At 45.9% G+C, this 21,728-nt stretch carries 16 protein-coding genes; 1 reads left to right on the top strand and 15 read right to left on the bottom strand.

All coding sequences use genetic code 11. The features are described from left to right. Window position 1: 1 nt before the first annotated feature. The 10 genes from yhbY to C0033_RS00300 all read right to left on the bottom strand — a co-directional run bounded on the left by yhbY (window position 2) and on the right by C0033_RS00300 (window position 9,350). A complete protein-coding gene (gene yhbY, locus C0033_RS00255; protein WP_103225871.1) occupies window positions 2-298 on the bottom strand; it encodes a ribosome assembly RNA-binding protein YhbY in 297 nt (98 codons plus the stop codon). A gap of 8 nt (window positions 299-306) precedes the next feature. After that, on the bottom strand, window positions 307-1,593 hold the full coding sequence (obgE, locus tag C0033_RS00260) for a GTPase ObgE (protein ID WP_103225872.1): 1,287 nt from the start codon (window positions 1,591-1,593) through the stop codon (window positions 307-309). Window positions 1,594-1,654: 61 nt separating this feature from the next. Beyond that, on the bottom strand, window positions 1,655-1,945 hold the full coding sequence (rpmA, locus tag C0033_RS00265; protein ID WP_103225873.1) for a 50S ribosomal protein L27: 291 nt from the start codon (window positions 1,943-1,945) through the stop codon (window positions 1,655-1,657). A gap of 3 nt (window positions 1,946-1,948) precedes the next feature. Beyond that, window positions 1,949-2,278 (bottom strand): ribosomal-processing cysteine protease Prp, encoded by a 330-nt coding sequence (locus tag C0033_RS00270; RefSeq protein WP_103225874.1) that lies wholly within the window; start codon window positions 2,276-2,278, stop codon window positions 1,949-1,951. Window positions 2,279-2,285: 7 nt separating this feature from the next. Next, on the bottom strand, window positions 2,286-2,594 hold the full coding sequence (gene rplU, locus C0033_RS00275) for a 50S ribosomal protein L21 (protein ID WP_103225875.1): 309 nt from the start codon (window positions 2,592-2,594) through the stop codon (window positions 2,286-2,288). Between the two features lie 201 nt (window positions 2,595-2,795). Further along, window positions 2,796-4,235, bottom strand: coding sequence for a TrkH family potassium uptake protein (locus tag C0033_RS00280; protein WP_103225876.1), 1,440 nt, complete (start codon window positions 4,233-4,235; stop codon window positions 2,796-2,798). 13 nt (window positions 4,236-4,248) lie between these two features. Next, window positions 4,249-5,604: a Trk system potassium transporter TrkA gene (gene trkA, locus C0033_RS00285; protein ID WP_103225877.1), complete on the bottom strand. Its 1,356-nt coding sequence runs from the start codon at window positions 5,602-5,604 to the stop codon at window positions 4,249-4,251. Between the two features lie 3 nt (window positions 5,605-5,607). Continuing rightward, window positions 5,608-6,804, bottom strand: a complete 1,197-nt coding sequence (locus C0033_RS00290; protein WP_103225878.1) for a ribonuclease E/G — start codon at window positions 6,802-6,804, stop codon at window positions 5,608-5,610. Then, entirely contained in the window at window positions 6,797-7,501 is a 705-nt protein-coding gene (locus C0033_RS00295) for a TIGR03936 family radical SAM-associated protein (RefSeq protein WP_103225879.1), read from the bottom strand. The genes C0033_RS00290 and C0033_RS00295 overlap by 8 nt, the downstream gene beginning before the upstream one ends. Continuing rightward, a complete protein-coding gene (locus C0033_RS00300; RefSeq protein WP_103225880.1) occupies window positions 7,485-9,350 on the bottom strand; it encodes a TIGR03960 family B12-binding radical SAM protein in 1,866 nt (621 codons plus the stop codon). The genes C0033_RS00295 and C0033_RS00300 overlap by 17 nt, the downstream gene beginning before the upstream one ends. Before the next feature lie 701 nt (window positions 9,351-10,051). Here C0033_RS00300 and C0033_RS26780 point away from each other — a divergent pair. Next, the gene (locus tag C0033_RS26780; protein ID WP_180994503.1) at window positions 10,052-10,198 is read left to right on the top strand and encodes a hypothetical protein; all 147 of its coding nucleotides are present in this window, start codon (window positions 10,052-10,054) and stop codon (window positions 10,196-10,198) included. A 325-nt stretch (window positions 10,199-10,523) separates the two neighbouring features. Here C0033_RS26780 and C0033_RS00310 read toward each other — a convergent pair whose 3' ends face one another. The 5 genes from C0033_RS00310 to C0033_RS00345 all read right to left on the bottom strand — a co-directional run bounded on the left by C0033_RS00310 (window position 10,524) and on the right by C0033_RS00345 (window position 21,352). Continuing rightward, on the bottom strand, window positions 10,524-10,928 hold the full coding sequence (locus C0033_RS00310; protein ID WP_146043713.1) for a hypothetical protein: 405 nt from the start codon (window positions 10,926-10,928) through the stop codon (window positions 10,524-10,526). Window positions 10,929-10,982: 54 nt separating this feature from the next. Continuing rightward, the gene (locus C0033_RS00315) at window positions 10,983-14,009 is read right to left on the bottom strand and encodes a leucine-rich repeat protein (protein WP_103225882.1); all 3,027 of its coding nucleotides are present in this window, start codon (window positions 14,007-14,009) and stop codon (window positions 10,983-10,985) included. Window positions 14,010-14,688: 679 nt separating this feature from the next. Further along, on the bottom strand, window positions 14,689-16,677 hold the full coding sequence (locus tag C0033_RS00330) for a sensor histidine kinase (protein ID WP_103225885.1): 1,989 nt from the start codon (window positions 16,675-16,677) through the stop codon (window positions 14,689-14,691). Further along, the gene (locus C0033_RS00335; RefSeq protein WP_103225886.1) at window positions 16,674-17,354 is read right to left on the bottom strand and encodes a response regulator transcription factor; all 681 of its coding nucleotides are present in this window, start codon (window positions 17,352-17,354) and stop codon (window positions 16,674-16,676) included. Before C0033_RS00335 ends, C0033_RS00330 begins: the two co-directional genes overlap by 4 nt. 809 nt (window positions 17,355-18,163) lie before the next feature. Then, entirely contained in the window at window positions 18,164-21,352 is a 3,189-nt protein-coding gene (locus tag C0033_RS00345; protein WP_180994504.1) for a lectin like domain-containing protein, read from the bottom strand. Between the last annotated feature and the right edge of the window lie 376 nt (window positions 21,353-21,728).

Raw genomic sequence — 21,728 nt, forward strand, 5'->3', positions numbered from 1 at the left:
TTTATTTAGGTAATGTAATTTTCCTCTTTTTGGCATCTTTTGCTTCTCTGTAGAGTACGATCTTTTTACCGATCACCTGTACTACTTCAGAATGTGTTCTCTCTGCCAGCACTTCTGCAATCGATCTGCCGTCGTCCAGGCAGTTCTTTAAAACTGTCAGCTTTATCAGCTCGCGGGCTTCCAGAGCTTCATCAACTGCCGTTGTGATCTCCGGTGTTACGCTGGACTTGCCGATCTGAAAAATCGGCTCCATTGTCATAGCAAGCCCTTTTAAATAAGCTCTTTGTTTACTAGTCATAATATCTCCTATTTGTAATAATCAAATTCCAGGCCATACATGCGAACCGTATCGCCTTCCTGAATACCAGCTTCTTCCAGTTCAGCCAGAATACCTGTCTCTCTCAGGAATTTCTGGAAGAATAAAAATCCTTTTTCCGTTTCAAGGTTGGTGTAACCGAGCATCTTATCAATTTTAGGACCCTCCACAACATAGACACCGGAATCATCTTTTTCGATTGTGTAGGGAAGATTGAGATCAGAGCCAAGCTCAGAAACATCAAATTCTTTTTCAAAAATAACCGGAGTGCGGTCAACGGACTGCAGGAGTTCATAAACTGCATAGAGCAGTTCCTTGATTCCTTTTCCGCTTACTGCGGATATCGGATAAACTTTGATTCCCTTCGGTTCAAATTCAGCCCTTAGTTTTTCAACCGGATCTTCATCCTCCGCATAGATTGCATCGGTTTTATTCGCAGCAATTACCATGGGACGCTCTAAAAGCTCGGGATTATACGCCTCTAACTCCGCATTAATCGCATTGATATCGGCGATCGGGTCACGGCCTTCCGTAGATGCAGCGTCTACAACATGAATCAGAACTTTCGTGCGCTCGATATGACGCAGAAAATCGTGGCCTAAACCGATTCCCTGAGATGCTCCCTCAATTAATCCGGGAATATCCGCCATCACGAACCCTGCACCGCCGTCTAAATCCACCACGCCGAGGTGAGGATCTAAAGTTGTGAAATGATAATTGGCAATCTTAGGTTTTGCATTGCTGACTCTGGAAAGCAGCGTTGATTTCCCCACATTGGGGAATCCAACTAATCCCACGTCAGCGATCACTTTTAATTCTAACTGAACCCATACCTCCTGCCCGGATTGTCCCGGCTGAGCGTATTTGGGGGCCTGCATGGTCGGTGTAGCAAAGTTCATATTGCCAAGACCGCCCTTTCCGCCCTTTAATATGACTTCTCTGCGGTTTTCACCTGACATATCGGCTATTACCTTGCCTGTTTCAAAATCTTTGATAACAGTGCCTTCCGGCACTTTAATCAGCAAATCGGATGCATTGGCACCATGACACCGTTTCTTACCACCCTGTTCGCCGTCTTTGGCAACGTACTTGCGAACCTGACGAAAATCGGTAAGAGTATTAAGGCCATCGTCAATTTCAAATATGATATCGCCGCCTTTTCCACCATTTCCGCCGTCGGGGCCGCCATTGGGGACAAATAATTCTCTCCGGAAACTGACATGGCCATCGCCGCCTTTTCCGGACTTAATAAATATTTTTGCGCTGTCGGCAAACATAAACTCACCACCTTATTCGAAAAATGGCTTCATACTAGTCATAAGTATGAAGCCACTCAAATTATTCGTTGATTGTTCTTGGATAAACAGAAACCTGTTTTTTGTCTCTGCCTTTTCTTTCAAATCTTACAACACCGTCAACAGTAGCGAACAATGTATCGTCTCCACCGCGACCTACGTTGATACCTGGATGAATCTTAGTACCACGCTGTCTGTAAAGAATATTACCAGCCAATACGAACTGACCATCTGCTCTCTTAGCGCCTAATCTCTTAGACTCGGAATCTCTACCGTTCTTGGTAGAACCAACACCTTTTTTATGAGCGAATAATTGAAGGTTCATTTTTAACATAACTTACACCTCCTCATAACGGATTATAATATATTGTTTTCCATATTCACTCTGAATATTCTCTAAACCGAGAACTAATGAGTTCATAAGGAGTTTTGATTCTAAACTGATATCCTCTGTAAATTGGAATAGAAAGCGTCCCGTCTCTTCTTCCACCGAACCTTCAAACGCATCCTCTGTAAAAGCTTCTACAGAATTATACATGTTTAAAGCCAGTGCTGAAACAGCGGAACATATGATATCCTGTCCGGACTCCGCATAACCGGCATGTCCTGCAATATCAATTCCTCTATATACCTGATCAGAATCCCGAAATACAGTTGCTTTAATCATAGTCTTATTAAGCGTTGATCTTTTCGATCTTTACCTGAGTATAAAGCTGTCTGTGACCATTTTTCTTATGGTATCCAGATTTTCTCTTATACTTGTAAACGATAACTTTTTTAGCTTTGCCTTCTTTAACGACAGAAGCAGTTACGCTCGCTCCGTCTACAGTTGGGCAACCTACAGCTAATTCGCCGTTGTTTACTGCAAGTACCTGGTCGAATGTTACTGTTTCACCAGCAGCAACACCAAGTTTTTCTACTTTAATGATATCGCCTTCAGCTACTTTGTACTGCTTACCACCTGTTGCAATAATCGCGTACATATGGCACCTCCTATTATCATTACTCGCCAACTTCGGTGCTTTGACAACCGTCAAATCTTTTAAACCTCATTGTGCGGCATACTTGTATATGATAACATTTCAGTATAATAATGTCAATGAAAATATTGAGTTTTTTTCGAAGTTTTTTCGTAAAACATCCTCCGTAAAAAAGGAGATAATGGTTTCCGTACCATTATAGGATCACTGTTTTCGCCATGTTGACGGAGAAAACAAGAGAAGCATTGGGAAAATCTCCAGTCTTCCGGCCAGCATATCGAACATGAGGACATATTTGGAAAGCGGAGACAGAGTGCTGAAATTCGATGATGGTCCCACCTGTTCCAAACCTGGCCCGATATTATTGAAAGTGGCGGCAACCGCCGTAAAAGCGCTGGTAAAATCCAGATTATCCAAGCTTACCACCAGCATGGACAATACAAAAATCATAATATAAGCCAGAATAAAAGCATTAACGGAGCGGACTACCGTATGTTCCAGCCCCTTCCCTTCTAATTTAAGGACTCTCACGCTTCTTGGATGAATTAAAGATGACAATTCCTTTTTTACTGCTTTGGAAGCGATAATAATACGCGATACTTTAATTCCTCCTCCTGTACTTCCCGCACAAGCTCCTATGAACATAAGGGAAACCAATATTGTTTTTGAAAATGTAGGCCATGCGTTAAAGTCCACTGTGGAATAGCCGGTTGTTGTTATAATCGATCCCACCTGGAATGCCGCATGATGAAATGCCATCAGAATATTGGAAAAACTTCCATGGATATTCCAGGTAATAAACAACACGCTGACCAGGATAATTCCTAAATAGGTCCTGGCCTCTTCAGAATGGAATGCTTCCTTTGGCTTATGAATCAGAAACAGATAATATACGTTAAAGTTAATTCCAAACAGAATCATAAAAAGCGTAATAACACCCTGATTAAATGTGGAATAGGAAGCAATGCTGTCGTTTAAAACACCAAATCCACCGGTTCCGGCAGTACCAAAACTGAGGGCAATGGAATCAAACCATGGCATCCCTCCTATTAAAAGCAGGCCGATCTGAATCAAAGTCATCAGAAGATAAATACCATATAGAATTTTAGCGGTCATTTTAACCCTTGGAACCAGCTTTCCGACTGCAGGCCCCGGGCTTTCCGCACGCATGATATGCATGTTGTATCCTCCGGCCAAAGGAAGTACGGCAAGAATAAACACAAGTACTCCCATCCCACCGATCCAGTGCGTAAAACTGCGCCACATCAGCATGCAGTGAGGAAGCGCTTCAACATCTGTAAGGATACTGGCTCCCGTGGTAGTGAATCCCGATATCGTTTCAAATAAAGCATCCTCAAAAACAGGTATTGAGCGGCTCAGATAAAAGGGCAAAGAACCAAAAAAGCTTAGAACAATCCAGCTCAAAGCAACGGAAACGAATCCTTCCTTTGCGTAAAATACCGCATTGGGCGGTTTTCTATGAGTTGCGCACCAGCCCAAAAGGCCGCAGACAGCAGCTACAGCTAAAATATAGAATCCGCTTGTTTCACGAAAAATAACGGCGATGATACAAGGAAGAAGCATGAGAAGGGCTTCGATATTCATAACCCAGCCTAAAAAATATATGATAACTTTGGTATTCATAGTGAATTCACCTTTACTTTAATATGTCTTTAATATCCTTCAGTCCTGTAACCGTCGTTACAATGATTACGGTATCTCCCACCTGAATGGAATCCTTTCCGCGCGGAGTAATAATATGGCCGCCACGGTTGATGCACGCAACAAGCAGATTGTCTTTTAAGTTCAGTTTTTCTATGGGAATTCCGATCATCGGTGCATCTTTGCCGATTCTGAACTCCAATGCCTCCGCACGGTTTGCTACGATCTTATAGAGGGTTTCCACATTGCTGCCAAGGGAATTCTGCATCGCCCGCACGTACTGGACAATTGTATCGGCTGTTATCAATTTGGGATAGATGATGCTTCCTAAATTCATGCTGTTAATTACATTTTCAAATGCAATTCGATTCACCTTTGTTATCAGTTTCGCATTCGACTGGCTGGCTGCATAGAGGGAGAGCATAATATTCTCCTCATCAAATCCGGTAAGGGATGCAAATGCTTCCGTCTGCCGAATCCCTTCTTCCAATAAAAGCTGCTGGTCTGAGCCGTCTCCATGGATAATCATTGCTTTTGGAAGCAGAGTGCTCAATTCATTGCAGCGTTCGAAATTCTGTTCAATAATCTTGATTTTAATGTTTGTATCTTCCAGCATCTTTGCAAGATAATATGTAATCTTTCCGCCGCCTACAAACATAGCCGTTTTCACGCTGTTATTTTCAACGCCAACCTGGCGGAAAAACTCCATGGAATCTGTCGGAGACGCGATAAAGGAGATCTTGTCTCTGGCAAGTATCTCGGAATTGCCATCGGGGATGATGACTTCATCCCCCCGCTCGATGGCACAAATTAATACATTGCACCGTAAGCGCTGAGAAACTTCAAAAACCTTTAATTTGTTTAAAACAGATTTCTCAGGAACCATGAATTTCAGAATTTCAACCCGGCCTTTTGCAAAGGCATCGATTTTTATGGCGGACGGGAATTTTAAAAGTCTGGAAATCTCCCTCGCCGCGGCAAGTTCAGGATTAATTGCCAAAGACAGGTTCAATTCTTCTCTTATAAAGTTAATCTCCGTGGCATATTCCGGGTTACGGATTCTGGCTATTGTATGGCAGTTACCAGCTTTTTTAGCGATCAGACAGCATAACATATTCAGCTCATCCGAATTGGTTGTTGCAATCAGAAGATCCGCATCTGCAATGCCTGCATCCATCTGAACCTGGTAAATGGCGCCGTTGCCCACAACCCCCATAACATCAATCGTATCTGTCACAGAACGCAGTTTTGTATTATCACAATCAATCAGCGTGATATCGTGTCCCTCGCTGTTTAACTGATCTGCAAGAGACAGACCAACCTTTCCGCACCCCACAATAATTATCTTCATACGCTACTCTTCTCCTCTGTCAAAAGAGGCCTGTTCATAGAGAGGCCTTCTCACTTTTTTTCTGGTTATTTCAACCAAGTTCAGCCGGGTCATATCTACTACTGTAGTTTTAACCGGATCTTTGGCTGTAAGCGCTTCCAGGCGAGTGAGCAGTTCCCTTTTATCTTCGTCTCTCTCCATATCGATGAAATCCACAATAATGATTCCGGAAAGATTACGAAGACGCAGTTGTCTGGAAATTTCCGCTGCAGCTTCTAAATTTGTTTTCAAAATAGTGGCTCTGATCTCCTTTTTTTCGGAGAACTTCCCAGTATTAACATCGATTACAACAAGGGCTTCTGTCGGTTCAATGACCAGATATCCGCCCGATTTCAGCCATACCCGCTTATTCATGGCCCGTTCCATTACGGATTCTAAACTGTATAATTTGCCAAGAGGAAGCAACTTATCCTCATAGTAAGTTAATTTCTGATGATCCTCCGGTTGGAAACAGGCAAGATACTCCTGCAGCTGCTGACAGATGCTGGAATCATCTGTTATAATCTCCTGCAGCAGGCCGGAATTCAGATCACGGATATCCGATATATAAGAAGGCACAGAACGGTAAAGCTGAGAAAAACAAGTGCGGTAGGCTGCTTCAGACAACATACGGCTGCTTGTTTCACGTAGTGATACCAGTTCATTTATTATTATATCCGGATCCGCGTCCTGGGCGTTGGTGCGTATGATAACGCCATATTCCGTCCCGGCTTCTTTGGGAAGCATCTGTTTTACCGCAGCTTTCCATTCTTGATTTTTTATCTTGGAAGAAAAACCGATTACCGTTTTTCCAAGCGTCAGAACGCAGTATTTTCCGGGAAAACTTATGTTTCCGGTCAAAACAGGGGCCTTGGTTTTCACAGAATCCCTGGATACCTGAACCACAATTTCATCACCGGCTTTTAAGAAACTGCCGGAATGCTCCTTTGCATAGATATGGTTCCTGTTTTCGGCAAGGCTGTAATATCCCATTCTGCCATTGGTGAATTCCACAAAAGCAGAGTTGATATTCTTTACAATATTTTTTACTTTTCCTATATAGATATTACCTAAAACAGATGAATCAGGGGCGGGATCCAGATTCAGCTGGATGATCCCTTCCTCTGATTGAAGGGCAGTCAATATCCCCTGATTCCATCGTGTTACAATTAGCTTATTCAAAATCTTCTCCCAGGTCTTCCAGTGATACAAACGTCCCTGCGTCCCCTGCTTCGGCATAAATTTCTTCCCGCTGTATCTGGAACGCAATGCTCTTAAATTCTTCATTTCTGAAATTGGAATATGCTTCTAAAACCAGTTCCGGCTTCAGATTATTAGCACTTCCTGAGGACAGACGCATACAGATTGTATTATCCTCAACAGAAAGGCTGTAAATAAAGGGACGGATGTCTATTTCCTGTTCTCCTTTTTTTGTTTTTTTCGTGACTATAATGCTGTCCTTCTTATAAAAATCAGCCAGGCTATCGAAATATTCCTTTTTATCAGACGGTTCATATCCTTCACGAAACCAAACCGTATAATCGGCGGCAGCCACGATGGACATGGCATTCTTGGCCGTATCGCTTAGAAGGCGGCAGCTTAATACCTTAATACCTTCTACCATAACACGATTTAACTGGTTTGTCATCTCTTTTGAGCTGGTACTTTGGCTTACTTCTATATCCATATATTCGCCGTTGCTGGTAAGGCCCACTCCCAGAGGAGATGCAAATGACATAATCTGATGGGGGCTGAATCCCTCACTGTAACAGATGTTAATATCGCCGCGGCGCATCGCTTTCTGGAAATATCTCATAATGTCCAGATGGCCGATAAACTTCATAGGCCCCTGTTTTGCAAACTTAATTCTTATCTTCAAAACAAACACCTCCTCCAAAACCTTTTGCACCACAACCGGAACATCTCTGACGGCAATTAGGCGTTACTTTTTCCTGGATGGCATTCTGCCATTCTCTCTTTAAGAATTCTTTTGTTACTCCGGCATCGATGAAGTCCCATGGGAAGATCTCATCCAACGCCCTCTCTCTGGTGGTATAGAAATCGATCGACAGGCCGCAGGCATCAAAACTCTCCATCCATAATTCATTGTGGAAATGTTCGGACCATGCGTCATATAATGCCCCTCTTCTATATACGTCTTCAATCAGCTTTCCGACCTTCCGGTCACCGCGTGCTAAAACGCCTTCCAAAACAGTGAGGTCGGCTTCATGCCAGTTATATTTTAAACTTTTATAATTCAGCATCTCTCTGAATTTGTTCTTAACAATATAAGCTCTCTCTAAAAACTCCTCTTTTGTGCACATTCTGGCCCATTGGAACGGGGTAAATGGCTTTGGAACAAAAAATGAGGAACTGGCCACAACCTGAACCTTACCATGGCGCTCTTCTTTCGGAATCTTATAATATTCCTTGGCAACCAGCTCTGACAGCTCTGCAATTCCTTCCATATCTGAAACGGTTTCCGTAGGAAGACCCAGCATGAAATAAAGCTTAACGCGGTTCCAGCCTCCGTTAAATGCTTCCGCAGCCCCTTTTAAGATAATTTCTTCCGTCAGCCCCTTGTTAATAACGTCTCTAAGCCTCTGGGAGCCGGCTTCCGGAGCGAAGGTGAGGCTGCTCTTTCTTACATCCTGCACTTTGCTCATCACATCCAGTGAAAATGCGTCAATTCTTAAAGACGGCAGGGAGATATTGATTCCCTGGCCTTTAAATTCATCAATGAGGAAATTAACAAGCCCCTCCAGATGAGTATAGTCGCTGGAACTAAGAGAGCTTAAAGAGATCTCCTCATGGCCTGTGGATTTTAACATCTTGTAAGCATAATCCTTCAGATATTCCAGGCTGTGCTCACGAAGCGGGCGGTATACATTGCCGGCCTGGCAAAAACGGCAGCCGCGGATACAGCCGCGCTGGATCTCCAAAACTACACGGTCCTGGGTAACTTTAATAAATGGAACAACCGGATTTTCAATATAACAGGCTGTATCCATCTCCTTAACAAGTTGCTTTACCACAACCGGTTTTGCATGAGAATTATTGGGTAAAAACTGTTCAATCGTGCCGTCTTCTTTATAGAATACATCATAAAAAGCAGGCACATAGATGCCGTCAATCTCAGCGGCCATCTCTAAAAATTCTTTGCGGGTACCGCTGTTGGCTTTATTTTCTTTATAACGGTCTATCAGCTCATAATATACGGTTTCCCCTTCTCCAATATAGAAAAGGTCAAAAAATTCTGCTAAAGGTTCCGGATTATAGGCACAAGGCCCGCCCCCAATCACGATGGGGTCCTCCTCCGTCCGGTCCGATGCATGAAGCGGGATCTGTCCAAGATCCAGAATCTGCAGGATATTGGTATAACACATCTCGTATTGAATTGTGATTCCAAGAAAATCGAAATTCTTAATGGGGTCCTGGGATTCCAGCGCAAAAAGAGGGATCTTTTGTTCCCTCATAATTTTGTCTAAATCGGTCCATGGTGAAAATACGCGTTCGCAGTATATATCTTCTCTGCGGTTAAACATATCATACAGAATCTGCATACCCAAATGAGACATACCGATTTCATAAACGTCCGGGAAACACATGGCAAAGCGGACATCAACTTTTTGGGGGTCCTTATTTACCATATTTACCTCACCGCCGATATAGCGGGCAGGTTGTTGAATACTTAATAATATTTCATCATTTAAAGCTAGTTTTCTCATGGTTTTTCCTTATTTATTGTGCTAATTGCACAGTATTTTTGATTAATGTGAAAGGCCGGTCTGAATCGAAAAGAGCTTAAAAACATGTCCTTATTAGCTCCTTTTTGCTCCTTTTTTCACCCCTTTTTCGAAGAGTATCAGGCCCTTTTTTGAAAAAAACAACAGATTTGTTTTATCCCAACTACACAACACGGGACAATACAATACACCACAATGCATAATTATAAGGCATTTCCCGGTATTAAGCAACACTATTCGGCAGAACATAATCCAGAAAAAACTGTGAAAATGCACAATCAATCACCTGGGGCTCATCGGATGGCAGGATCTCGTCAATGAAGCTGTCAAACTTTTAAAAGTGGGCGAAGGTCTACAACCTAAAGCATATGGCCGCCGCGCTCCAATTTCTTCAGGAACGCGGTCTGACCGATTATGCGACGCTGGAGGCGCATACCATGGCGGAGGTGGAGCACTTTCACACACTGACCGAAAAGCTCCAGACTACCGCGGTGGCCCTCTAAAAATATATGAACTCATAGGAGCTATGGCGGCTATACAAAGACCCGGCCCGTGTTTAACGGCTACAAGGCCGCCCGGTACTCGAAAAGATTATGCATATTTTGTTCATTCGTAAAATTACGATTTATCAAGGCTTTGTTAAGTATATCAGAGCTGGCTGTAAGGAGGTTACATACATAGACTTGTTAGAACGGTTTGGGAAACTGGTGGATCAGAACAAGATAAAGACCACAGTGGAGCTATACACAAACAATCTTATTTTCTCGCCGTTGCTGATCGGCTTTTCCTGCCCTGCATTTGGGCTTCCTGGTGAAACGCCTGATTTGTAAAAGCCTTATAAATCGCAACAGCTGATAAACAAAGCTTGCAAAGGACAGATAAAAGAGGTATTTAATAAACAGATAAGACTGGGCAAACTCCCGCCAGCCATGTAATTCCTCTGCTGCCCGCTGGGGAGTTCCCGCAGGATGCCCGTGGCTTCACCCTCGGTGAGCCAGCCCAGTAGCAGCCCCAACGGGTCAGCATGGCGGCCCGTCCCACCCACCAGTACATCTGGTGGCGCAGGGTGCAGCCCTCCTAGGTCAGATAGCGTATGGTGTCCAACACGCTGCGTCCATCAATCCCCCGGGAACAGCGCACCAGCGAAAAAACCTGCTATTCCATTACCGGGACGTGTTCCACCACATCCATGCCGTCTAATTGATAGTCGTTTAGAGTGGAGATAATCCCAGAGAGCAGGATGCCGAATTTCGCCCAACGGGGATCGTTCCTTTCGTAAGGGCTTGGTTCTTGTTCCGGCAGCATTCCAAGTTGTGCCAGTTTCTCATCCAAAATGCCGTACAGTTCTTCCTCTATCGCAAGGTCCAGATTCTGGTCCTCATCCGTGTCATCTCCGTCGGTCTCTTCCATTACCAGTGTTTCCAAAGCGATGGTGGTTACTCCCATGTCCTCGCCAAAGAATTGGCCCATCATTCCTTCTACGCCAAGGGCGGTCGCCTGGACAACTTGCTCAGCCACTGTTTTCTGAATCAGCGCCTCCGTATCCACCATCTGCGTCATAGCCTCCGGGCGGTTTTTTCCGCTTCTGGCTTTTCGCGCTGATTGCGCCTAAGTTCATCCCATCCCATCCTTTTGCAACGCACCTTTTGTTCCATCCGATTCCGGGTTGAAATAGTATTGTTTCCCGTCAATCACTTTCTGGCCGACTGCCATGGCTCCGCTTGTATCCAGGTAAAACCATGCCTGATATACGGGGTCAAAGTGCCAGCCCGTCGCCATCGCTCCTTCTTTTAAGCCGGTTTTGATCTTACTATCTTCCTCCCGGCACAGATAATACCACTGATTGTTGATAAACTGCCAGCCAGTGAGCATCCGGCCGTCCCTGTCAAAATAGTACCACAGGCCGTCTACTATTCCCCAGCGGTTTGCCGCGTAGGTACCTCTTGTCTGGCGAAATTTCCAGATTCCATCCTCCGTCCGCTCCCAGGTTCCAATGAGGATGTCAGGATTGACTGCGGAACTGTCGCTGTTTCCCGGTGAGCCACGGCGTACATACACCACGCGGATGCCGGAAGTATCGCCCACTGCCCTGCCGTTTACTCCGATGATTAAAGTGCCGGGGCCTGAGATTGAACCATTGATAATCATAGTGCCTTCCACGGATATCGTTCCGTTTACTACCAGGTTTCCATCCATAGTCAGAATAACCCCACTTGGAACGGTGATAACCGCCTCCGTGCCAATCCGTCTGTCTCCGGTGATTGTCGTGTCCTGCTTTACCGTGGCGACTGCTCCGTCCGGCACATCCTCATTCCCATCCCAGGAGGTATCGGCTATGGAATTCTGATTCAGATAGGTATTGATAAGAAGCTGAACCCGTGGAGAGTCCGTAAAAAGAGGCAGTGACTCCGGAAACACCTGTGCGCCCAGTTTTTGCACATTCGGACCAAGATGAGCCGAATCCAGACCGTCACAGCCGTAAAATGCCATTTCACCAATTTCAGTTATCGGTTTTGGAAGTTGAAGGGCGCCGGTAAAGCCACTGCAATCAAAAAAGCTGTTATATCCGATGTAATTTACCCCCGCCGGAAGTTGAAGTGTGCCGGTAAAGCTGCTACAGTTATAAAAGCTGACAGAATCGATGTAAGTTATTCCCGCCGGAAGCTGCAAACTTCCAGTAAAACCGCAATCCTTGAACACAGCATACCCGACATATGTCAATGTATCCGGAAGAGACAAGGCACCAGTGAAGCCACATTTGAAAAATACGTAGTCTTCTAATTTTGTCAGCTTCCCTTCTATGGTCAAATCTCCAGTAAAACCTGCCGAATCAAAAGCTCCGGTCCCCATATGCGACACACTCACAGGGATGGTTAAATCACCGGTAAAACGATTCTTTTTAAATGCTCTATCTCCGATACTTACCAGTGTATTTGGGAGATGAAGCGAACCTGTTATCGCCTTTCCATAGAACGCGCTAGAACCAATGCGGGTTACTGAATACGTCATTCCTGATAATTGGTCTGTAACTGTGTCTGGAATAATAATGTCCATATCAGAATTTCCTTCATAGCCGGTTAACTCTACCGTGTCACCTCCAATTTTTCGATATGTCATATTCCCAACTGGGAAATCTGGATCTGGAGCCGGCTGAATGTGTAGCTGATAAGGCTGGCCTTCAACCATAATTTTACTTGCTTCTACACCACCTGAGGCATAAAGCAGGTCGGCTATCTCCTGCTTCGTAGTGTCAAAACTGGTGAAACCAGTGTTATAGAACGCATACTGCTCAATGCTGGTAATTCCATCCGGGATACTCAGCCTGCCTGTAAGTTTACTGCAATCTTTAAATGCAGAGATGCCAATACTCGTTAATCCATCTGGCAAAACCAGCTCACCGGTAAATCCGCACTCAAAAAAACTCTCGTTGCCTATTTCCTTCAATTTGTTTGGCAGAGTCAGTGTCCCCGTAAAGCTGTTACCAGAAAATGTATCATAATTGATAATGGTCATTCCGTCCGGTATGATCAAGTCTCCTGTAAAGTTACAGTGGTAAAATGCAAGCTCGCCAATATAGTTCAATTTCTCCGGCAAAATCAGCTGTCCGGAAAAAGTAGTGTATGTAAATGCTCTCTCCCCAATGCGAGTAAGTGTTTGTGGCAGGACCAGCTGGCCTGTAAATCCACACTCATAGAATGTGTATTCCCCTATTGTAACCAATGAATCCGAGAGGGTTAGTTCTCCTGTAAAATGGCATCCCGAAAAAGCCATGTCTCCAATCTCGGTCACCGTATCCGGAATCACTAAATCTCCCGTCAGGCCAGAACAGTCCAGAAATGCATAGTGCCCAATGCTGGCTACCTGGTATTCCCTGCCGTTGGAAGGCTTTCGCACTTTGTCCGGGATAACCAGTGTCCCAACTGGCGCCCTATTATATCCTATGAGCTGTACCGTGTCGGGTCCAAGCTCCTTATAGTTCAGACCGTCTATGGTAAACCTGTCGTTGATAGTATTTACCATAGTTCCGCCAAGTGTCACCAGCACGGATATGGGAGGCTCACAGACATAGCTTTCCGGCAGCTCTGCGATAAACTCATATTCGCCGGTAAACGGCCATTCCCCATCCTCGTCCTTTTGATAATCCGGACAGTTCCAGTCAGCTATGGGAAGCGTCACTTCACCCACCTCTTCAATCTCTGCCTTCACCTTTTCCGGAAGCATAGAGACAACCGTGCCGAAATCCGCCCTGTTCTCCGGGCTGACACCAATCAGAGATAGTTCGCCCCCGCTTAAGTTGTCGTCATCTACGAACTCCCATCGAACCACTGCTTTCTCAGTGTTTTCGTATTCCGGCTGTTTTCCATCTGTCAGGTTTTCGTGGGAAGGAATTTCCGTGGAAGGGATTTCCGTGGAGGGTATTTCATCGTCCTTCGGCGTGTCGTCAGGCTTGAGAGCGTCCTCATCCTTCTGCTCCGCATCCGAAGGCGTGGCATATCCTGTCTTCTTTCCAATATACTCGTCACCACCCAATAAGTGGTCTGCTGGTACCATGCTATCCGCCCACGTCATCACAGCGGGCTGAGTGCTAATCAGCAAAACAGCCAGCAGCGCGGATATTACCCGTGTGTATTTCCTTTTCATCGCGTTACGCCTCCTTTTCTATCATGTGGCACTCGGTTCCCCTTTTGTACCGTACTTCCCTCCGTCTCAGGAACAGGAATCTGAATGTGTCCCGGCTATCAAACCCTTCATTTTCGTCATAAAGTTTCCTCCTCTTTTGGCAGCGCATCCTTTGCTCCGTCAGATTCCGGGTTGAAATAATACTGTTTCCCGCAATCTCCCTCTGGCCGACCGCCATGACCCCGTCTGCCCCCAGCGGTATCATTTTCCTTATCATATCGCAGAGGTTCTTTTAAAAGACTGCTATAGCGTATCGGATCCCATACCGGGTGATTGCTGTCCCCGATCGGATCCGTCCGTTCTTTGATAAAACCTTCCGCCGCGCAAAAAAATTCTGGTAGTCTTCATAACTCAGATTCTTACTTTCCTGCTTTGTTATCATTACCTCCTTTTCCGGGGCTGCTTGTAACAGCACGATTTCCTGCATCCTCATTTCTTTAAATCCCTGCCAACATGAACAAATCTGTTCATATTCCCTGAAACGACGAAATGCGAACGCGTTCTCACGCATTCGCATTTCCTTTATCTTGTAACCATATTATATCATTACTGAGCGGCATCTGCAAGCAAAACCGGCTTTGGAGCTTCGGGTAAATATTAACCGTAAATATTCAACGTTTAATATTTTTTGTAGGAAAATTCAGGGCAGAGTGCAGTCTGCCCTTGCCGGAAACGTCAGGGTGAATACCGTTCCTTTGCCCGGCCCGCTTACCACCTCCACGGTCCCGCCCATAGCTTCTACGGTATTTTTTACGATATATAATCCCAGCCCGCTGGAACCGTCCTTCTCGCCCCGCTCCGGCGACACCTTATAGAATCGCTGAAAGATATGAGGGAGATGCTCCGCGCCAATCCCTTCCCCGGTATCGGCCACTACCAGCCTGGCCCGCTCCCCGGCTCCGCACAGTTCCAGGGAGATGCTGCCGCCCTTCGGCGTGTGGCGCAGCGCATTGTAGACTAAGTTGTCCAGCACGCTCCAGATTTTGTGCCTGTCAATCAAAAGCTCCGCGGCGCAGTCCGCCCTGACCGAGAAGGATAGCTCTTTATCACGGATGAGATCGGCGTATTTCCTGTCCGCTTCTTCTAAAAGCCTGGACCCATCCACCCACTCCAGACGATAAACCGTGGTTCCAGCCTCCATACGGGTGACCTCGAACAGGTTATGGATGAGCCGCTGTAAGTCCAAGTTCTTATGGTAAGCGATTCCTATGTACTCCGCCCTCTCCTTCTCGTCGGAGGCGATGTCATCATCCCCCAGCAGCTCCAGATAGTTGTTAAGCACCGTCAGCGGGGTCTTTAAGTCATGGGAAATGTTGCCGATCATCTCTCGCAGGGCGGCCTGGGAGGCGGACAGCTGCCGGTTGGTGTCATTCAGCTGTGCGGTCCGCTCCTCCACAATCCGTTCCAGATTTTCATTGACCCGTTCCACTTGTTCATGGGCGTCGGCATAACTGCGGGAAAGCATCACGCACTGGCTGAGGATGAGAAATAAGTTGGATACGACGCCAGGTATATACAGCTTTGCCTCCAGCACCGTCTTGGTCAGCGGCGCATAGATGATGAAGAGAACCAGGCTGAATAGATACAACAGCCGGTAAGGGTCCCTGCCAACTTTTCCGCTTCTAAGGGCAAGCGCCGCTGCCAGGCCGTTGGGGATCAGCGCAAGGAACAGACCGGCCACCGCCGCCGTATTCGGCAACAGAAAAACTCCCAACACCGGCAGCGCAAAGCAGGCCATCGCCACCCTGCGATGAAGACGGCTTAACCGGATGGAAAACGCCTCCAGCATAAAAAGGCAGATGCAGATGGAATGGAGCGCAAACAGCAGCAGATAAACCCGGCTCAGGAAAAAAGTCAGCCCGTCCCGGCAGAAATATTGTACCATTGAGTTCGTCTCCATCACCAGCCGCAGCACTGTCACAACACAGGTTACGCTGTACACCAGATACAAGCGTTCCATGCGGCGGAACAGATATAAAAACAGGTGGTACACCCCAATCAGCAATATGCCTCCCATAGCGGCGGCGGCCGCCGCCCGCTGCCAGAGTAAATGATGAAGCATGACGGTATCGCGGCCAAACAGTATCGGATAAAACAGGCCGCTGTCGGTCAGATGATAATTGGCAGCCCAAACCACCAGTTCCAGAGTCCCGTCTTCTGATGACACCGCCAGCAGTTCATTGCGTACGCCGGTCACTGTATTGGCAGAGGAATCTCCCACCTGGCCAGCCCGGTAAAGCTCCGTACCGTTGCTCCAGATCACCGCAGATGAGATAATCTCCGGAATAAAGAGCAGATAGATTTCCCCAGGCTCCGTCTGAATGGTCAACCGGTAGGTGGCATGGCCGAGAGCCGGATATCCCAGACCGGCCCAGGAACCGGGTAGCGTAATCAATTCCCGGCCTTTTGGCGTTCCCTGCTTAAACTCTTCCGGCGCATAGAGGCTGCCGTAATAAAATTCCCATTGGCCGTCCAGCTGATAAACCGAGGAGGCAAAGTCAGCCCCTCTAAAATCCAGGCCCCCATCCACCGCCTCCGGCCCCTCTGACACAAAAGAAACGGACATGGTAACAAACAGCGCGGTACACAAAGCCAGAATCAATAAAAAGATTGCCAGAAAGCGTTTCATATCTTTATCCTCACTTCCGAATTAGGTATGAAACGGTAGCCTTCTCCCCGAACCGTCTCGATCCGGCCAATCACAGCCCCAACGTCCTCCATCTTGTGCCGCAGCCGCTTGATATGTACTGCCACGGTGTTGGCGCTGTCTATTTCCCCTGTGCGCCAGACCTGCTGATACAGTTCTGCCGCCGGAAAAATCTGGCCGGGATTGCCAAACAGAAACAAAAACAGTTCAAACTCTTTCTGGGGCATTGGGATGATTTGGTTATCAACCTGCAAAAGCTGGTTCGAGTGGTCGATGGCAAATCTCTTCATGGAGACGCGCCGCACCTGGGCGTATACCCGCGCTGCCAGCTCCTTTAAGCTGTATGGTTTGGTGATATAGTCATCACCCCCAGCCATCAGGCCCTTGATCTTGTCCTCCTCCTCATCCATACAGCTAAGAAACAGGATGGGCGCAGAGGTAAGGGCCCGAATCGCCTCACAAAACGCAAAACCGTTCCTATCGGGCAGCAGCACATCCAACAGGATCGCGTCATAATTCTGATTTTTCAGTTGTTCCAGCGCATCCGACGCGCAGGCGGCCGTGTCAACCTGGTATCCCTGTGCTTCTAAGTACCTGCGGTTCGTCTTGAGAATATCAGGCTCATCATCAACTGCCAAAATCCGATAAGCATAATCCATAGATCCACCTCCAATCCGTAACATGAACGATTCTGTTCATAATCCATAAAACGGGCAAATGCGAATGGCGGCGGCCATTCGCATTGTATCATTATTTCTATTGTATGACACAACTGAGTACTTGTCAATGTAGGGAATGCTTGAGTTTCCGCAGTTTAATCCCCGGAGCCCTTATTATATCTGCCTTGTTATAAACAACTCTAAAAAAATGCCCAAAATATAAGGAATCCTATCCCTTTTTGATGTAAAATTAAATCACCACAAAATAATCCACTAAACAAAAAAGAAAGGATTCCCTATGGTTCATTTTACATCAAATACTTACACTTTGAAACGAAAAATTATAAATTTTTCAAATAAAATTTCCAAGCGACTTTCTAAACCGGAAAAGAAATTTACTGCCGATATCACATATGGCATGCTCGCCTCTGGCAGTTGTTTGTAGCAACCTTCGCTATGGACCGTGGCTATGATGATAATAAAATGTTCCTAAAGCCGGATGCGCTTGGGCAGAACTATGTGATCCGCCTGAAGTCCAACCGTAAGCTCTTATATCATAACAGATGGACAATGGCTACGGAATTGCGCAATCGTCGGGAAGGGAAAGTTAAGACCAGTGTCTTTTATAAAGGCAATGACCATGACGCATACCTTTCCCATGTCAAATTGCGGAAACTCAAGCATTTATCTATGCAGGGATTACTGATTCAAATATAATCAAAATCAATCTCCTGGTTATAATAAAAAATTCCCAAAGAGTGCCGATCTCTCCGGGAATTTTTTTAATAAAATTTCTAATCCGGTGATAATTACCGTACCCATTCCCCATCCGGTCCTGTCATATAACCATCCGGAGTCTGTTCTCCTGCATACATTCTGCCTTTTCCGCCATCTGAAACCGTATGGAAATAATACCATTTTTCATCGATTTGATGCCATCCTACGGCCATCGCGCCGCTTTCATCCATGTAGAACCACTTATGGAATGACGGATCATATAACCAGCCCGTTTCCATTTTGCCATAAGTTTCCGCATCCTGACTCAGGTAATACCACACCTCCCCCAGATACAGCCAGCCGGAAGCAGCAAAACAGTCTTCTTTGAAATAATACCATATGCCGCCTATTTTCTCCCAGGAAGACCGAGCATAGCTACCATCATCTTTTAGAAAGCGCCATCCGCCAACGTTCTGCTCCCAGTAACCATGAGCCGTATCTTCATTTGCTGTCTGCCTTTTTGCCTTTACCGGTTCACTATCATCGTCTCCGGAACCGTCTCCGCCTCTTACCCTTACCTGGCAAACTGCCTGTCCGTCTCCGGCTTTTGCCGTAACAGACGCTGTACCCGGCTTTAATGCAAGCACTGTGCCATCTTTATCCACGGAAACGATATCCGGCCGGCTGGAAGAATACAGAACGGTCAGTTTTTCATCTGCTTCCACCGTTGTTTCCAGCTTCTGTGTCTCACCGACATTCATCGCCAATCTTTCCGGTCTTACATATACTTTTGCCGGAACAGACTCTATAATCTCAATCCGGCAGGACGCCTTCAGGCTCATATCCGCCATGCTGACAGCAGTCACCGTCACTTTTCCGGGGGCCTGTGCAATCAGTATGACAGCCTCCTCTCCGCTTTCAGAAAGTTTCGTTTCCGCCTCCACACTACCCATGTCACCTGTAATTTCCCAGTAGATCTGAGGACTTCCCGGATGAAAATATCCGTTGTCCGAATAAAGATCTGCAGAAAGATTCAAAGGAATTTCCTGCCCCTTTTTAAGCTTTAGGGAAATCGTCCCGTTCGTGATTGTTTCTTCCTGAGACTTGATATTTAAGCCTCTTGGATAGTCAATCAACTGGTTTCCATACCGCAGATAACTGGCTTCCAGCGCTCCAGCCGCCGCAAATGACCAGCAGATACTGCTGTTTCCCTGATGTTTCGCCTTTGTGATCAGATGATAATCCCTGGAATCATATCTTTCAGGGAAATCTAAATCAAGGGGAGCAATCTCTGCCATTTCCGCCGTTTCAAGAGGAATAACTCCCTCATCCTGGGCTCTTATCTCCAGCATTTTCAGAATTTCTTTCCATTCCGCTTCTTTGTCCTGTTTGTTTTCCTCCCTGTCGTCCTCCAGAACTTCATCGACCTCATCTTCATCTGCATCCGCATTTGAATCCGTCGCTTTCTTTAACCTCTCATCCGCATTTGACCCTGTTGCCTTTTTAAATCGATTCCCCGTATCTGAATCCGTTAACCTTTCATCCGCATTTGAATCCGTTGCCTTTTTTAATCGATTCCCCGCATCTGACGCAGTCGCTTTGTCCTGCTTGGAGACTGAATTTAATTCTGTATCCGAACTTAATTCCGCAGTGAAATGATATTCTTCCACGTCTTCCTTATTATCTAATATGGTGATTGCACTTTTTAACGGCGAATATGTATAGGCATAGATACAAGGATATTCTGCTTCTGCCGAGGCATCCAGCTGCTCTGCATCCTCATCCCAGCTTGTATAGTAAAAAGATTTTCCCGGAATCGCTTTGATTCCATCCACCCAGCCCTCAGTATTACGGCACCCGTAAAACCATAAGTTCTTGTCGTCATCACATGACAGGGCTACATGAATTTCAAAATCCGTGTCTTTTGGAAGCTGAATTCCATCCTCCAGGCGTACTGTATGGTATCCGCCATATTTCAGATATCCGGACTTTACCTTTTCTATCGATCCTTCTCCGATCCGGACTCCAATTTCATACGAACATTCTCCCTGAGCTACAACAAAACCTACCGCCCTCAGCAGCTCTTCTTGGTCTTCATTGTGAAAGACCTGAACACCCCTTAGAAATCCTGAGTTCTTGAATGTATCATCAATCAGTCCACCGGCCGAGTTACTGTACAGATGATTATAATTGTCATTCTTTTCCCCGGGAGCAAATACAGTCGGCAGGTATCCGGAAGTTCCAAAATCACTGGATTCGTAAGAAACATAGTAATAAGCAGGCCTTGTTTCGAGGTCCGATCCATAGGAATCCCTGCATATCCAGGCTCCGTCATGTTCCGGTATGGCCTCCCGCTCCAGTATTATCCCTTCTTCCGGGTCACCGTCTCCTGTAAATGCGTCCCAGTTCCGTTCTGTAACACGGAAATTTTCTTTTTTTATCGTATCATCCCAGCCTATAACCAAAACCGCATGGCCGCCATATCTGTCATAGTTCCAATCTTCTTTTGGAACATAAAAGTATTGGTAATCCAATTCAGGATATCCGTTTCCCTCATTTTTATCGAAATAATTGTAGCTGAAAAGCAGCCCGGTATCTATGGCCCCATAAGTCATAATGGCATTCTTCCAGTGTTCTATATACCCGCTGCGTTCGCTGCCTGGAAGCACGAGTGCATTCTGTTCATGGAATTTGGGCTCCGCCTTTTTATAGTATATATAGTCGCTGGGCGTCTCCGCAAAATCCCCTTTCGAATAATAAGGCACTACCGATTCGTCCACAGGGCCTTGCCAATGGGCGAGATAATGAATGACATTAACGATCTGTCCGCCTTTATCTTTATCTTCCGGTTTTTTAGTATTTGTAAACCGGAAAGGAGACTTCGGATCATAGCTGGTTCCGGCCATATGCGCCTCTGAATAATCCGGTATTTTCTTCCTGTTTGCCTGTTTGGCAACACGCAGGGTATAAGAAGATGATTCCACTCCCTCCAAAGGGACAACGCGCACCGTATAGGTTCCCATTTCCAGGCCGGAAGGCTCAAGTATCTGGCTGAACGGCCTTCTGGAGACACCGATCACCCTGCCCTCTGATATCAATTCCAGACCGCATGGATATTCAGATTCCAAAGATATAGTCACATCCGTCTCATCCTCCAGTCGGAAAGAATATCTGTCCTCATCCTCCGATGAGGAGATTGCGGCTTCAATTTGACTGGGAAAAGCAATGATAACCTCTCCCTGACTCTCCAGATTCTCCCATAAATCCTCTGTTTCAGGCAAAATTTCTGGTGAAAGATGCATCTCCCTATCCCCGGCAGTATCGGGAGACGCATAAACTGTTACCGGTGCGAATGCCGTCATCCCATTCAAACAGAGCAAAACGATAATAAGATTCCTCGCCGTCCACTCTCTGCACTTTTTCCCTATTCTATCCGATATTCTTCCCATTTTGACGCCCTTTCTTCTATGTAAATCTTCCGGTCACTTTATCCATTCCTGGAAATGCTGCAATTATCTTATTGTTTATTATATCAAAGACAGATGAAAACGGCATTAATTATTTTTTTGCAGAGCCTCTCCCCGGTTATATCCAGCAACACAATAAATGCGAAGAGAGCCTGTGTTACAAGCTTTCTTCGCATTTATTTTATAAGAT

It is taken from the genome of Clostridium sp. chh4-2, assembly GCF_002899675.1.
Taxonomy (GTDB): domain Bacteria; phylum Bacillota; class Clostridia; order Lachnospirales; family Lachnospiraceae; genus CHH4-2.

Coding starts and splice junctions, on each gene's coding strand:
- rpmA (WP_103225873.1), bottom strand. CDS start 1,945: ATGTTAAAAATGAACCTTCAATTATTCGCTCATAAAAAAGGTGTTGGT.
- C0033_RS00280 (WP_103225876.1), bottom strand. CDS start 4,235: ATGAATACCAAAGTTATCATATATTTTTTAGGCTGGGTTATGAATATC.
- C0033_RS00330 (WP_103225885.1), bottom strand. CDS start 16,677: ATGAAACGCTTTCTGGCAATCTTTTTATTGATTCTGGCTTTGTGTACC.
- C0033_RS00335 (WP_103225886.1), bottom strand. CDS start 17,354: ATGGATTATGCTTATCGGATTTTGGCAGTTGATGATGAGCCTGATATT.
- obgE (WP_103225872.1), bottom strand. CDS start 1,593: ATGTTTGCCGACAGCGCAAAAATATTTATTAAGTCCGGAAAAGGCGGC.
- yhbY (WP_103225871.1), bottom strand. CDS start 298: ATGACTAGTAAACAAAGAGCTTATTTAAAAGGGCTTGCTATGACAATG.
- C0033_RS00315 (WP_103225882.1), bottom strand. CDS start 14,009: ATGAAAAGGAAATACACACGGGTAATATCCGCGCTGCTGGCTGTTTTG.
- C0033_RS00300 (WP_103225880.1), bottom strand. CDS start 9,350: ATGAGAAAACTAGCTTTAAATGATGAAATATTATTAAGTATTCAACAA.
- trkA (WP_103225877.1), bottom strand. CDS start 5,604: ATGAAGATAATTATTGTGGGGTGCGGAAAGGTTGGTCTGTCTCTTGCA.
- C0033_RS00310 (WP_146043713.1), bottom strand. CDS start 10,928: ATGACGCAGATGGTGGATACGGAGGCGCTGATTCAGAAAACAGTGGCT.
- C0033_RS00270 (WP_103225874.1), bottom strand. CDS start 2,278: ATGATTAAAGCAACTGTATTTCGGGATTCTGATCAGGTATATAGAGGA.
- rplU (WP_103225875.1), bottom strand. CDS start 2,594: ATGTACGCGATTATTGCAACAGGTGGTAAGCAGTACAAAGTAGCTGAA.